Below are 12,996 nucleotides of genomic sequence, written 5' to 3'. Positions count from 1 at the left end.
ATGGCACCAAAACGGAACATTAAGGTCATGTTCCTACTTTTGGATTGTAGGGCGGTGGCTGGTGCGTGCTGTGTGACGGGGAAACGCCGACAGGCGTCCGGCAGCCCGGTCGGAAGGGCTGCCGGACGCCTGCGGGGACGTCTCGACCACGTGCGGGGCCCCTGGGGCGGGGCCCCGCTGCTACGCCTCCGGGAGGCAGTCCAGCTGGGCCTGGATGCGGGCGATGTCCTCGTCGGCCTTGGCGAGGCGGGTGCGGATCTTCTCCACCACGTTGTCCGGGGCCTTCGCCAGGAACGCCTCGTTGCCGAGCTTGGCCGTCGCCTGGGCCTTCTCCTTCTCGGCGGCCGCGAGGTCCTTCGCGAGGCGCTTGCGCTCGGCGGCGACGTCGATGGTGCCGGAGAGGTCGAGGGCGACCGTGGCGCCGGCCACCGGGAGGGTCGCCGTCGCCGCGAAGGCGTCGCCCTCGGGCTGGAGGCGCAGCAGCTGGCGGATGGCCGCCTCGTGCGGGGCCAGCGCCGTGCCGTCGAGGGTCAGCCGCGCCGGGACCCGCTGGCCGGGCTGCAGGCCCTGGTCGGCGCGGAACCGGCGGACCTCGGTGATGACGGACTGGAGGGTCTCGATCTCCTTCTCCGCCGTGTCGTCACGGAAGCCGCTGTCGGCCGGCCAGCCGGCGATCACGACCGACTCGCCGCCGGTCAGCGTGGTCCACAGGGTGTCCGTGACGAACGGGACGACCGGGTGCAGCAGCTTCAGGGTGATGTCCAGGACCTCGCCCAGGACGCGCTGGGAGACCTCGGCGCCCCGGCCGCCCGCCTGGAACGTCGTCTTGGACAGCTCGACGTACCAGTCGAAGACCTCGTCCCACGCGAAGTGGAAGAGGCAGTCGGAGAGCTTCGCGAACTGGAAGTCGTCGTAGAACGCGTCGACTTCGGCGACCGTCTTGTTGAGACGGGAGAGGATCCACCGGTCCGTCGCCGACATCTCCGACGGGTCCGGGAGCGGGCCCTCGACGGTCGCGCCGTTCATCAGGGCGAAGCGGGTCGCGTTCCAGATCTTGTTGGCGAAGTTGCGGGACGCCTGGACCCACTCCTCGCCGATCGGGACGTCGGTGCCGGGGTTGGCGCCGCGGGCCAGGGTGAAGCGGACGGCGTCGGAGCCGTACTTGTCCATCCAGTCCAGCGGGTCGACGACGTTGCCGAAGGACTTCGACATCTTCTTGCCGCGCTCGTCACGGACCAGACCGGTCAGCGCGATGGTCCGGAAGGGGACCTCGCCGTCCATGGCGTACAGGCCGAACATCATCATCCGGGCGACCCAGAAGAAGATGATGTCGTGGCCGGTGAGCAGGACGTCGGTCGGGTAGAACTTGCGCAGGTCCGCGGTCTGTTCGGGCCAGCCGAGGGTGGAGAACGGCCACAGGCCGGACGAGAACCAGGTGTCGAGGACGTCGGTGTCCTGCTTCCAGCCCTCCGCCTCGGTGCCGGGCGGCTGCTCGTCGGGGCCGACGCAGACGACCTCGCCGGCGGGGCCGTACCAGACCGGGATGCGGTGGCCCCACCACAGCTGGCGCGAGATGCACCAGTCGTGCATGTTGTCGACCCAGTCGAAGTACCGCTTCGACATGTCCTCGAGGTGGATCTTCACCCGGCCGTCGCGGACCGCGTCACCGGCGGCCTTCGCCAGCGGGCCGACCTTGACCCACCACTGCATGGACAGCCGCGGCTCGATGGTGGTCTTGCAGCGCGAGCAGTGGCCGACGCTGTGGACGTAGGGCCGCTTCTCGGCGACGATCCGGCCCTGCGAACGCAGCGCGGCGACGATCGCGGAGCGCGCCTCGAAGCGGTCCAGGCCCTCGAACGGGCCGTGGACGGTGATGACCGCGCGCTCGTCCATCACGGTGATGGACTCCAGGCCGTGGCGCTGGCCGATCGCGAAGTCGTTCGGGTCATGGGCGGGGGTGACCTTGACGGCACCCGTGCCGAACTCCGGGTCGACGTGGGTGTCGGCGACGACGGGGATCGTACGGTCCGTCAGGGGGAGCTTGATGCGCTTGCCGACCAGGTGCCGGTACCGCTCGTCGTCCGGGTGGACGGCGACGGCCGTGTCGCCGAGCATCGTCTCCGCACGGGTGGTGGCGACGACCAGCGTCTCGTCCCCCTCGCCGTACTTGATGGAGACCAGCTCGCCGTCGTCCTCCTGGTACTCCACCTCGATGTCCGAGATGGCCGTCAGACAGCGCGGGCACCAGTTGATGATGCGCTCGGCGCGGTAGATCAGCTCGTCGTCGTAGAGCTTCTTGAAGATGGTCTGGACGGCCTTGGACAGGCCCTCGTCCATGGTGAAGCGCTCGCGGTCCCAGTCGACGCCGTCGCCGAGCCGGCGCATCTGGCCGAGGATCCTGCCGCCGTACTCCTCCTTCCACTGCCAGACGCGGTCGACGAACTCCTCGCGGCCGAGGTCCTGACGGGACTTGCCCTCCTCGGCGAGCTGCTGCTCGACCTTGTTCTGGGTGGCGATGCCGGCGTGGTCCATGCCGGGCAGCCACAGCGACTCGAAGCCCTGCATGCGCTTGCGGCGGGTCAGCGCGTCCATCAGCGTGTGCTGGAAGGCGTGGCCCAGGTGCAGCGACCCGGTGACGTTCGGCGGGGGGATGACGATGGTGTACGCGGGCTTGTCGCTCTTGGCGTCGGCCGCGAAGTAACCCCGCTCTACCCAGCGCTTGTACAGCGGCCCCTCTACGTCGGCCGGCGCGTACTGGGTCGGCAGTTCGGTGCTGGGCGCTGTGGGCTGCTGCTGAGCATTCTCGGTCACGGGGCCCAGTTTAGAGGTGTCCCGACGGTGTCCCGAAACTCGTTTGTTCTGTAACGGTGGATACCCCCGTGCCGTGAGTTCCCCGTGGCTGAGCCAGGATGTCAGGAACACATAAGCATCTGGAGGGGAACCCAGAGATGAGCCACAACCAGCCGGGCCCGTACGGCGCGCCGCCGCCGCAGCAGCCGGGACCCTACGGGCCGCAGCCGGGTCCGTACGGCCAGCCGCCGCAGGCGCCCCAGCCCGGCTACGGCTACCCGCAGCAGGCCCCTCCCGCGGCCCCGCCGCAGCCGGGACCCTACGGGCAGCAGCCGCCGCAGCCGGGCTACGGCTACCCGCAGCAGGGCGTTCCCCCGCAGCCGAACCCGTACGGCCAGCAGCCCCCCTACGGCCAGCCTCCCTACGGCGTTCCGCAGCCGCCGGCGCCGGGCGGCGGGAAGAAGAAGACGGGGCTGGTCATCGGGGCGGTGGCGGTGGTGGCGGCGATCGGCGTCGGGGCGTACTTCGTGCTCGGCGGAACCGGATCCGGCGCGGTGAAGGACGACGGGCCGCACAAGCTGACCACGCCGGCCTCACTACTGTCCGGCAAGTACAAGCGGTACGGCGACGCCTCGGAGGAGAAGGCCAGCTCGAGCGACGCGAACGACCTCGCCAAGGCCGGTGTCACCGGCGCGACCTCGGTCGGCTCCCTCTACTCGACCATCGACCTGAACTCCCTGGACACCACCGACCCGACGAGTGTGGCCAAGGCGCAGACCGCCGAGAACTTCACCTTCTTCGGCGTCTACGGCTCGGTGAAGGACCCGCAGGCGGCGCTGGACACCACCTTCGCCCAGATGAAGGCGAACAGCTCCTCCGACGACGACGTGAAGCTGGTCGGCGACGCGCAGTCCGTCTCGCCCGGCGGTCTGGACGGCGCGGTGATGAAGTGCCAGCAGGCGACGGGCAAGAGCCAGCTCACCGGCAAGGACCAGACGGCGTACATGTGCATCTGGGCGGACTACAGCACCATCGGCATCGTGGAGCCGACGGCGGGTGTGAAGACGTACACCCTGGACGAGTCGGCGAAGATCGCAGCCGATGTGCGGGGTGAGGCGCGCGTCGCCAAGTAGCCGCCGCCGGCACGCACCGACGCACGCGAAAACGCCGGGCCCTCCTTCGAGGAGGGTCCGGCGCTTCGGTGTTGACGCAGGTTACGCCGACTTCTGCTCCCCCGCGCCCCGGCCCCGGGCGTCGCGCGGGATCAGGGTCGGGTTGACGTTGGAGTGGACGACGTCGGCCGTGACGACGACGCGGGCCACGTCCTTGCGGGACGGGACCTCGTACATCACCGACATGAGGACCTCTTCCATGATGGCCCTGAGACCGCGCGCGCCGGTCTGGCGGAGGATCGCCTGGTCGGCGATGGCCTCCAGGGCCTCGCGCTCGAAGTCCAGCTCCACGCCGTCGAGTTCGAAGAGGCGCTGGTACTGCTTGACGAGCGCGTTGCGCGGCTCGATGAGGATCTGGAGCAGGGCCTCGCGGTCCAGGTTGTGGACCGAGGTGATGACCGGGAGGCGGCCGATGAACTCCGGGATCATGCCGAACTTGACCAGGTCCTCGGGCATGACGTCCTCGAACTGGTCCTTGGACTGCAGCTCCCGCTTGGAGCGGATGGTCGCGCCGAAGCCGATGCCCTTGGCGCCCGCCCGGGACTCGATGATCTTCTCCAGACCGGCGAACGCACCGCCCACGATGAACAGCACGTTCGTCGTGTCGATCTGGATGAACTCCTGGTGCGGGTGCTTGCGGCCGCCCTGCGGCGGGACCGAGGCCGTGGTGCCCTCCAGGATCTTCAGCAGGGCCTGCTGCACGCCCTCGCCGGAGACGTCCCGGGTGATCGACGGATTTTCACTCTTCCGCGCGACCTTGTCGATCTCGTCGATGTAGATGATCCCGGTCTCGGCCTTCTTGACGTCGTAGTCGGCGGCCTGGATCAGCTTGAGGAGGATGTTCTCCACGTCCTCGCCCACGTAGCCGGCCTCCGTCAGCGCGGTGGCGTCGGCGATCGCGAACGGGACGTTCAGCATGCGGGCCAGGGTCTGCGCGAGGAGCGTCTTGCCGGAGCCGGTGGGGCCCAGCAGGAGGATGTTGGACTTCGCCAACTCGATGGCGTCGTCGCGGCCTTGGGCGCCGCCGTTCTCCCCTGCCTGGACGCGCTTGTAGTGGTTGTACACCGCGACCGAGAGGGCCTTCTTGGCGGGCTCCTGGCCCACCACGTAGCCCTCCAGGAACTCGTAGATCTCGCGGGGCTTGGGGAGTTCCTCCCAGCGCACCTCGCTCGTCTCGGCGAGCTCCTCCTCGATGATCTCGTTGCAGAGATCGATGCACTCGTCGCAGATGTACACACCGGGCCCTGCGATGAGCTTCTTGACCTGCTTCTGGCTCTTGCCGCAGAACGAGCACTTGAGCAGATCGCCGCCGTCACCGATGCGTGCCACGGTGTGCTTCCCCTTCGCCTGGGAGACGTCTGGACTCTCTCGAATCCAGCGGCTCCTGGTGCTGCCTTATGTCGACGGTACCTTGCCGGGCCCCCCGTACGGGCCCCCCTTGGCACGGTTCACTTTGACGTGCACCTTGCCGTGCGCACGGTCAAACCGTGCCAAGGGCGGCAGAGAATACATTCTCCGCCGGCGGCCTCTGTCAGCGGACGTCGGCGTTGTTCATCTTCCGGGTGGAGATGATCTGGTCCACGATGCCGTACTCGAGCGCTTCCTCGGCCGTGAGGATCTTGTCGCGCTCGATGTCCTCGCGGACCTGCTCGATCGCCCGGTTGGAGTGCTTGGCCAGCATCGTCTCCAGCTGGTCACGCATCCGCGTGAACTCCTTGGCGATGATCTCCAGGTCGGAGAGCTGGCCGCGGCCGGTGGAACCGGCCGGCTGGTGGATCAGCACGCGGGAGTTCGGCAGCGCCATGCGCTTGCCGGGCGTGCCGGCGGCGAGCAGGATGGCCGCGGCGGAGGCCGCCTGGCCCATGCAGACCGTCTGGATGTCGGGCTTCACGAACTGCATCGTGTCGTAGATCGCCGTGAGGGCGGTCATGTCGCCGCCCGGGCTGTTGATGTAGATCGAGATGTCCCGGTCCGGGTCCATCGACTCCAGGCACAGCAGCTGCGCCATGACGTCGTTGGCGGAGGCGTCGTCGATCTGGACGCCGAGGAAGATCACGCGCTCCTCGAAGAGCTTCGCGTACGGGTCGTACTCGCGGATGCCCTGGGAGGTGCGCTCGACGAAGCGCGGGATGACGTAGCGGGCGTCGGGCCGGGGCCCGTCGTAGCGTGCGTCAGCGGCGCCGGGGATGTTGCTCATGAGGGTGTTCACCGTCCTGGTGGCGTTCGGGGGGCTGGAGTCTCGGCGGAGCGTGGCGTGGCCGGGCCCGGTGTCAGGCGCCGGTGCCGCCGCCTCCCGGAACACCGGAGGCATGCGTGATGATCTCGTCGATGAGACCGTACTCCTTGGCCTCTTCCGGGGTGAACCAGCGGTCGCGGTCGCCGTCGCGGACGATCGCCTCGACGGTCTGGCCGGAGTGCTGCGCGGTCAGCTCGGACATCCGCCTCTTGGTGCGCAGCAGGTACTCGGCCTGGATCTTGATGTCCGAGACGGTACCGCCGAGGCCTGCGGAGCCCTGGTGCATCATGATGTCGGCGTGCGGCAGCGCGAAGCGCTTGCCGGCGGCGCCGCCGGTGAGCAGGAACTGGCCCATCGAGGCCGCCATGCCCATCGCGATGGTCACCACGTCGTTCGGGATGTACTGCATGGTGTCGTAGATCGCCATGCCGGCGGTCACCGAGCCGCCGGGGCTGTTGATGTAGAGGTAGATGTCCTTGGCGGGATCGGCCGCGAGCAGCAGCAGCTGCGCGGTGATCTTGTTCGCGATGTCGTCGTCCACCTGCTGGCCGAGGAAGATGATCCGCTCACCGAGCAGCCGGTTGTACACCTGGTCACCGAGGCCACCACCGATGGAAGGCTCGCCGGCGGCGGAGGGCATCAGATTCGTCACGTATCCACCTGCTCGTCTGTACGACGGCGCCGGGCCGTCTCACGTTTCCGTAGCCGGGGGCTTGGCTGCCCTCGTACTCATGGACCCTAACGCGATGGTCCCTTCGGGGAATCCCGGTAAGAGCGCTGTTCGCCGGGGGCGTAGTGGCTACGGCGGTGGGCCGGTGGCTACTCGCCGTGGTTGCGGGGGTGCGTGCGTGGGTGCGTGCGGGTGCGTCGTGGCCGCTCGCGCAGTTCCTCCCCCAGCCTTCGGCCGGGGTCACCCCCGGCGCCCCTGGGCGGGTCCGCGTGGCGCATACGGCGAAGGGGCCCCCGGGACAGTGCCCAGGAGCCCCTGTACGCCGTTGTGGGCGCCGTGGGGGTCAGCCCTCGGACTTCTCCTCGTCCGCGGCGTCCGTGGCCTCGGCGGCGGCCTCAGGGGCCTCCGTCTCGTCCTCGTCCTCGTCGTCCAGGTCGACGATCTCGCCGTTGGTGTCCTTCACCGTGGCGGCCTCGACCACGACGGCCAGGGCCTTGCCGCGGGCGACCTCGCCGACCAGGAGCGGGACCTGGCCGCCCTCGACGACGGCCTGGGCGAACTGGTCGGGGGACATACCGGACGAGGCCGCGCGCCGCATGAGGTGCTCGGTGAGCTCCTCCTGGTTGACGTTCAGCTTCTCGACCTTGACCAGCTCGTCGAGGACGAACTGGGTCTTGATGCCCTTGACCGCGGCCTCGCGGGTCTCGGTCTCGAACTCCTCGGCGGTCTTGCCCTGGATCTCCAGGTACTTGTCGAGGTCGAGACCCATCTGGGCGAGCTGGTGGTGCTCGAGGTTGTGCTTGCGGGTGTTGATCTCGTCCTCGAGCAGCTTCTCGGGGACCGGCACCTCGACGAGCTCGAGCAGCTTCTCCAGGACGCGCTCCTGGGCCTGCGTGGCCTGGTCGTACGTCTTCATGTTGGCGAGGCGCTTGCGGCTGTCGTCCTTGAGCTCGTCCAGGGTGTCGAACTCGGAGGCGAGCTGGGCGAACTCGTCGTCCAGCGCGGGCAGTTCGCGGGCGGCGACCTGGGTGACCTTGACGGTGACCTCGGCCTCACGGCCGGCCGCGGAGCCGCCCTTGAGCTCGGAGGTGAAGGTGGCCTCGCCACCGGCCTCCAGGCCCTTCACGGCGTCGTCGATGCCGTCCAGCAGCTCGCCGGAGCCGATGGTGTAGGAGACACCGCTGGCGATGCCGTCCTCCAGGACCTCGCCGTCGACCTTGGCCTCCAGGTCGACGGTGACGACGTCGCCGTCCTCGGCGGCGCGCTCCACCGGGGAGGTGGAGGCGAAGCGCTCGCGGAGCTGCTCGACCGACTTCTCGACGTCCTCGTCGCTGACCTCGACGGCGTCGACCTCGACCTCGATGCCGGAGTAGTCCGGAATCTCCAGGGCCGGGCGGACGTCGACCTCGGCGGTGAAGTTCAGCGTCTCGCCGTCCTTCAGCTCGGTGATGTCGACGTCGGGCTGGCCCAGGGGGTTCAGCTCGGCCTCGTTGACCGCTTCGGTGTAGAACTTCGGAAGCGCGTCGTTGACGGCCTCCTCCAGCACCGCTCCGCGGCCGAACCGCTGGTCGATGACGCGGGCCGGGATCTTGCCCTTGCGGAAGCCCTTCACCGTGACCTGCTGGTTGATCTTCTTGTACGCCGCGTCGAGGCTGTCCTTGAGCTCCTCGAAGGGCACCTCGACAGTGAGCCGAACCCGGGTCGGGTTCAGGGTCTCCACGGCGCTCTTCACGGTTCGGTCTCCTTGTGGCTGACTTCTCGGGTTCTGCCGGTGCCAGAGGGGCCCGGCGGAGTTGCGCCGCCCGGAGGAGTTCGTGGGCCGCCGTCTGGCGGTCCGGGACACACGGGCGCGCAGCTTGCATAGTAACCGCAGCCGCTCAGCGCCCCAAAAGGCGATCAAGACGGACGCCGTCAGGTAGTGGTCGGGGTGGCGGGATTTGAACCCACGGCCTTCCGCTCCCAAAGCGGACGCGCTACCAAGCTGCGCCACACCCCGTTTCGGTGCGACACGTAGGGTACATGCCCGGGCCGCCCGCGTCGGTCGCTTTGTTCACCCGCGTCCGCCTCGCGCCACGGTCGCGTGCGTGCCGCGTCCCCGCAGACCAATCGCGTTGGCCTCCGCGCCGGACGACCCGCTACGATGCCTCCTGTGCCGCGGTCCCCGACCTGCGGCGCATGGTGTGCGGGCGTAGCTCAATGGTAGAGCTTCAGTCTTCCAAACTGACTACGCGGGTTCGATTCCCGTCGCCCGCTCCGAACACTCAGGCCCAGGTCACCGGGTAGATCCACTCGGCGACCCGGGCCTGAGTCGTTGCCGGAGCCGGATCCGCAGGGGGGCGAAGGCATCGTGGCCATGGCGACGGCGGCCCCCACCACCTGCCGCGTGATCTTCCGCGCATGCCGCCGGACGGCCTCCGCGGTCAGAAGTTGATCGAGTTTATGGTCTGCGCCAGCGAGTCGAGGAAGCGCTGGATGGAGGGGGCCATCCCGGTCGACGCGAGGAAGAAGCCGAAGAGGACCGCGACGATGGCGGGGCCTGCCTTGATGTTCCCCCCTCTCATCATCACCACAAGGATGATCGCCAACAGCAACACCACAGACAGTGAAATGGCCACAACTGATCACACCCTCGGTCGGTCCGCTCTCCGGCCCGGGGGTACGGCCCCGCACCCCCGCCAGATCCATCGTGCCACCAACCCGGCCGTACTATGCGGTTCGTGACACAACGTCGACAACTCACCGCACACCGACAACTGCCCGCACTGCAATTCGAGATCCCACCCGCCCACGGGCAGACGGCAATTGACGGACTTGGTTTCCGTGTCCACACAACTCACGCGCAGCCAATTCGAATTCTCGACACAGGCACGACAAAGGGCGACGATCTGCGGTCGATATGCGCCAATTAGTCGGGATGAATGAGGACATCACGGGTGTAAGTGGCGCATGGAACTGCATACGCGCAGGCATCCGCCCCGGTAAATCGCCGCGCGATCCGCATACGGTTGTCGACGATTACCAGGAACCGCATCGGCGGTTTTACGAAATCCCACAGGCGACGCTAGGGTGCCTCAGATGTTTGACGCCGCCACGTCCCCCGGCCAGAACCGAACACCACCTCCCCCGGCCCCGCCGCCGGCGGGCAGACCGCGCGACGCGTTCTTCGACAACGCCAAGTACCTGGCGATCGTGCTCGTCGCGATGGGTCACTCATGGGAGCCGCTGAAGGGCGACAGCCGCGTCCTGGAAGCGATGTACTGCGTCGTGTACGCCTTCCACATGCCGGCGTTCATCATCGTCTCCGGCTACTTCTCGCGGAACTTCGACATGCGCCCCGACCGGCTGAAGCGGCTGGTCACCGGGGTCGTCATCCCCTACGTCCTGTTCGAGACGGCCTACTCGCTCTTCCAGCGTTTCGTCGTCGGCGCCTCCGACCAGGACATCAGCCTGCTCGATCCCTGGTACCTGACCTGGTTCCTGTGCGCGCTGTTCGTCTGGCGCCTGACCACCCCCCTGTGGAAGGCGGTCCGCCATCCCCTTCCGGTCGCCTTCGGCATCGCGATGCTGGCGTCCGTGTCCCCGAGCATCGGCGACGACCTCGACCTCCAGCGGGTGCTGCAGTTCCTGCCCTACTTCGTGCTCGGCCTGTGCCTGCGGCCCGAGCACTTCCGGCTGGTGCGCCGGTGGCCGGTGCGGATCGCCGCCGTGCCGGTGTTCGCCCTCGCGCTGGCGTTCGCGTGGTGGTCGGTGCCGCGCATGAACACCGCCTGGTTCTACCACCGTGACTCCGCGCAGGAGCTGGGCGCGCCGTGGTGGTGCGGGCCGGTGATGGTGCTCGCCATGTTCGGCTGCTCGATGCTGCTGACGGCCGGGTTCTTCTCCTGGGTACCGGGCCGCCGGACGTGGTTCACCGCGCTGGGCGCGGGCACGCTCTACGGCTACCTGCTGCACGGCTTCGTGGTGAAGTACGGCGTCCACGCGGGCTGGTTCGACCCGAAGTCGCTGCACGGGCCGCTCGGCGAGATCCTCGTCACGGCGCTCGCGGGCGCGTGCGTGACGCTGCTGTGCACCGGGCCCGTGCGGCGGGTGTTCCGGTTCTCCATGGAGCCGCGGATGGACTGGGCGTTCCGGCGGGACCCGGCGGAAACGGCCCGGGAGCGGGAGCCGCGGAGCCGGGAGATGGCCAACGCGTGAGAGTGCCTACCCGGAGAGACCGAGGAGGGCGCGCATCCGGGCGTACTTCTCGGTCAGCCGTTTCCGGGTGTCCTCGTCCAGTACGGCGAGACGGCCGGGGTCGGCGTTGTGCGCGAGGTCGGCTTCCTTGACGAGGAGGGCGCCGGGGGTGGTGAGGATGCGGCGGGCGTACGACTCCGGGGACTCGCCGGGGTGTTTGGTGAGGGCGAGCACGACGGCCTTCGTACGGGGGCTCAGGGCGGCCGTCTCCAGCCACTCCTCGGTGAGGGCGTGGTCCTCGACGGCGTCGTGCAGCCAGGCGGCGGCGATCTGCTCCGGGTCGCCGCCACGGGCGCGGACACCGGCGGCGACGGCGGCGAGGTGCTCGGCGTAGGGACGGCCGGCCTTGTCGGTCTGCTCCGCGTGGGCGTCTCGGGCGAGTCTCTCCACTTCGGGGAGGGTGAGCGAGTTCACGGACCCGAGTATCTCGTGGCCGGGGTGGTCGGGGACGCTTACCGGCGCTTGCAAAGTGCCGCCGCGCCCACCGGTGCCGCCCTGCGGCACGCCTGCCCGCAGCTTGTAGCTGTCAAGCGTCCCGTCAGGGGCGCTTGAGGTACCCCCGGCCGAAGGGTGGGGGAGGAACTGCGCGCGCAACCCCCGCGCACCCGCGCCCGCCGACGGTCCGCGGTCGCACCCCGGTCCGCGTTCATCGCACCGCCTCGCGGCAGATCAGCAGCAGCGCCCTGTCGTCGTTGACGTCCTTCGCCACCGCCTCGATGAGGTGCCAGGCGGCGCCGTGGAAGCCGCCGGCGACGTAGCGGTCGGCCTCGCCCGTGAGGCGGTCTATGCCTTCCACGATGTCGCGGTCGGACGTCTCCACCAGGCCGTCCGTGAAGATCATCAGGACGTCGCCGGGGCGCAGGGAGCCCTTGACCGGGTCGAACTGGGCGCCGTCGTAGACCCCGAGGAGCGGCCCCTCGGCGGCCTTCTCCTCCCAGCGTCCGCTGCCGGCGCTGAGCTGGAGACCGGGCGGGTGGCCCGCGGAGTACAGCTCGTAGTCGCCGGAGTCGAGGTCCAGGACCAGGTGTATGGAGGTCGCGAAGCCCTCGTCCCAGTCCTGGCGGAGCAGGTAGCCGTTGGCGGCGGGGAGGAAGGCGTGCGGCGGGAGGGAGCCGAGCAGGCCGCCGAAGGCGCCGGAGAGCAGGAGGGCTCTGGAGGCCGCGTCCATGCCCTTGCCGGAGACGTCCGTGAGGACGACCTCCATCGTGCGGCCGTTGTTCGTGCGGGCCGCGACCACGAAGTCGCCGGAGAAGGACTGCCCGCCGGCCGGCCGCAGGGCCATCTCACGGTGCCAGCCCGGCGGCAGCTTCGGCAGCTTGCTCTGCACCCGGATGCGTTCGCGCAGGTCGAAGAGCATGGTGCCGCCGCGCCGCCAGGGCACGCCGACGCGGCTGCGGAACTGGGCCGTGAGGAGACCGAAGAAACCGCAGGCGGCGACGGTGAGGACAACGCCCGGGGTGACCCGGGAGGGGCCCTCGGTGTAGGGGCCGAGCCGTACCGACTCCACGATCAGGGCGGTGGCCGCCGCCGCGTACAGGCCGAGCAGGCTCGCCGGGCGCAGCAGCAGGCCCCCCGCGATGATCGGCAGGACCAGTGCGGCCGGGGAGAACCAGACCGAGTTGGCGAGGGTCATGGTCGCGAGCACCGGGACCGTCAGGAGCAGCCCGATCAGGGCGATCCAGTCGGAGCCGTCGCCCCGGAAGTAGTCCACGGCGCTTCTGCGCACGCCGACGCGGACCCGGTGCCACTGCACTTTCCACCGGGCCGTAAGCGTCTCGGCCTTCGCGCGCCGCTCTCGGTCTACTGCCATTAGTTCGGGACCCTATCCATCGGACCAGCTGCTTGGCACGGGAGGTCCCACTTGTCCCCCGTCCGAGGCTCACCTTCGGGTGCGA

The 12,996-nt window shown here is 69.1% G+C and carries 10 protein-coding genes and 2 tRNA genes; 3 read left to right on the top strand and 9 right to left on the bottom strand.

Features of this window, described 5'->3' with window-relative positions:
* Positions 1-180: 180 nt before the first annotated feature.
* Complete coding sequence (locus JF597_RS11250) at positions 181-2,811, bottom strand: valine--tRNA ligase (protein ID WP_293992486.1); 2,631 nt, start codon at positions 2,809-2,811, stop codon at positions 181-183.
* Between the two features lie 137 nt (positions 2,812-2,948).
* Here JF597_RS11250 and JF597_RS11245 point away from each other — a divergent pair, with 137 nt between their 5' ends.
* Positions 2,949-3,923, top strand: coding sequence for a hypothetical protein (locus JF597_RS11245; protein ID WP_293992484.1), 975 nt, complete (start codon positions 2,949-2,951; stop codon positions 3,921-3,923).
* 81 nt (positions 3,924-4,004) lie between these two features.
* On the opposite strand, the gene clpX is transcribed toward JF597_RS11245, so the two are convergent.
* The 5 genes from clpX to JF597_RS11220 all read right to left on the bottom strand — a co-directional run bounded on the left by clpX (position 4,005) and on the right by JF597_RS11220 (position 8,864).
* Positions 4,005-5,291, bottom strand: a complete 1,287-nt coding sequence (gene clpX, locus JF597_RS11240) for an ATP-dependent Clp protease ATP-binding subunit ClpX (protein ID WP_293992481.1) — start codon at positions 5,289-5,291, stop codon at positions 4,005-4,007.
* Between the two features lie 202 nt (positions 5,292-5,493).
* Positions 5,494-6,159, bottom strand: a complete 666-nt coding sequence (locus JF597_RS11235; RefSeq protein ID WP_293992478.1) for an ATP-dependent Clp protease proteolytic subunit — start codon at positions 6,157-6,159, stop codon at positions 5,494-5,496.
* Between the two features lie 73 nt (positions 6,160-6,232).
* Positions 6,233-6,838: an ATP-dependent Clp protease proteolytic subunit gene (locus JF597_RS11230; protein ID WP_293992565.1), complete on the bottom strand. Its 606-nt coding sequence runs from the start codon at positions 6,836-6,838 to the stop codon at positions 6,233-6,235.
* A gap of 373 nt (positions 6,839-7,211) precedes the next feature.
* Positions 7,212-8,600: a trigger factor gene (gene tig, locus JF597_RS11225; RefSeq protein WP_293992476.1), complete on the bottom strand. Its 1,389-nt coding sequence runs from the start codon at positions 8,598-8,600 to the stop codon at positions 7,212-7,214.
* Between the two features lie 187 nt (positions 8,601-8,787).
* Positions 8,788-8,864 (bottom strand) — tRNA-Pro (locus JF597_RS11220).
* 186 nt (positions 8,865-9,050) lie between these two features.
* Between JF597_RS11220 and JF597_RS11215 the strand changes: the two genes are divergently transcribed.
* Positions 9,051-9,121, top strand: a tRNA-Gly gene (locus JF597_RS11215).
* 167 nt (positions 9,122-9,288) lie between these two features.
* Here JF597_RS11215 and JF597_RS11210 read toward each other — a convergent pair.
* Positions 9,289-9,483 carry a hypothetical protein gene (locus tag JF597_RS11210; protein WP_089107496.1) on the bottom strand — a complete coding sequence of 65 codons (195 nt, stop codon included), beginning with the start codon at positions 9,481-9,483 and terminating at the stop codon, positions 9,289-9,291.
* Positions 9,484-9,943: 460 nt separating this feature from the next.
* Here JF597_RS11210 and JF597_RS11205 point away from each other — a divergent pair, with 460 nt between their 5' ends.
* Positions 9,944-11,062, top strand: a complete 1,119-nt coding sequence (locus JF597_RS11205; protein ID WP_293992470.1) for an acyltransferase family protein — start codon at positions 9,944-9,946, stop codon at positions 11,060-11,062.
* A gap of 6 nt (positions 11,063-11,068) precedes the next feature.
* Here JF597_RS11205 and JF597_RS11200 read toward each other — a convergent pair whose 3' ends face one another.
* On the bottom strand, positions 11,069-11,515 hold the full coding sequence (locus JF597_RS11200; RefSeq protein ID WP_293992467.1) for an HD domain-containing protein: 447 nt from the start codon (positions 11,513-11,515) through the stop codon (positions 11,069-11,071).
* 232 nt (positions 11,516-11,747) lie between these two features.
* Positions 11,748-12,911 carry a PP2C family protein-serine/threonine phosphatase gene (locus tag JF597_RS11195; RefSeq protein WP_293992465.1) on the bottom strand — a complete coding sequence of 388 codons (1,164 nt, stop codon included), beginning with the start codon at positions 12,909-12,911 and terminating at the stop codon, positions 11,748-11,750.
* Positions 12,912-12,996 lie beyond the last annotated feature (85 nt).

It is taken from the genome of Streptomyces sp. (genome assembly GCF_019510245.1).
Classification (GTDB): domain Bacteria; phylum Actinomycetota; class Actinomycetes; order Streptomycetales; family Streptomycetaceae; genus Streptomyces.
The sequence above is the reverse complement of the archived record's forward strand: the minus strand, read 5'-3'. Positions and strand labels throughout refer to the sequence as shown.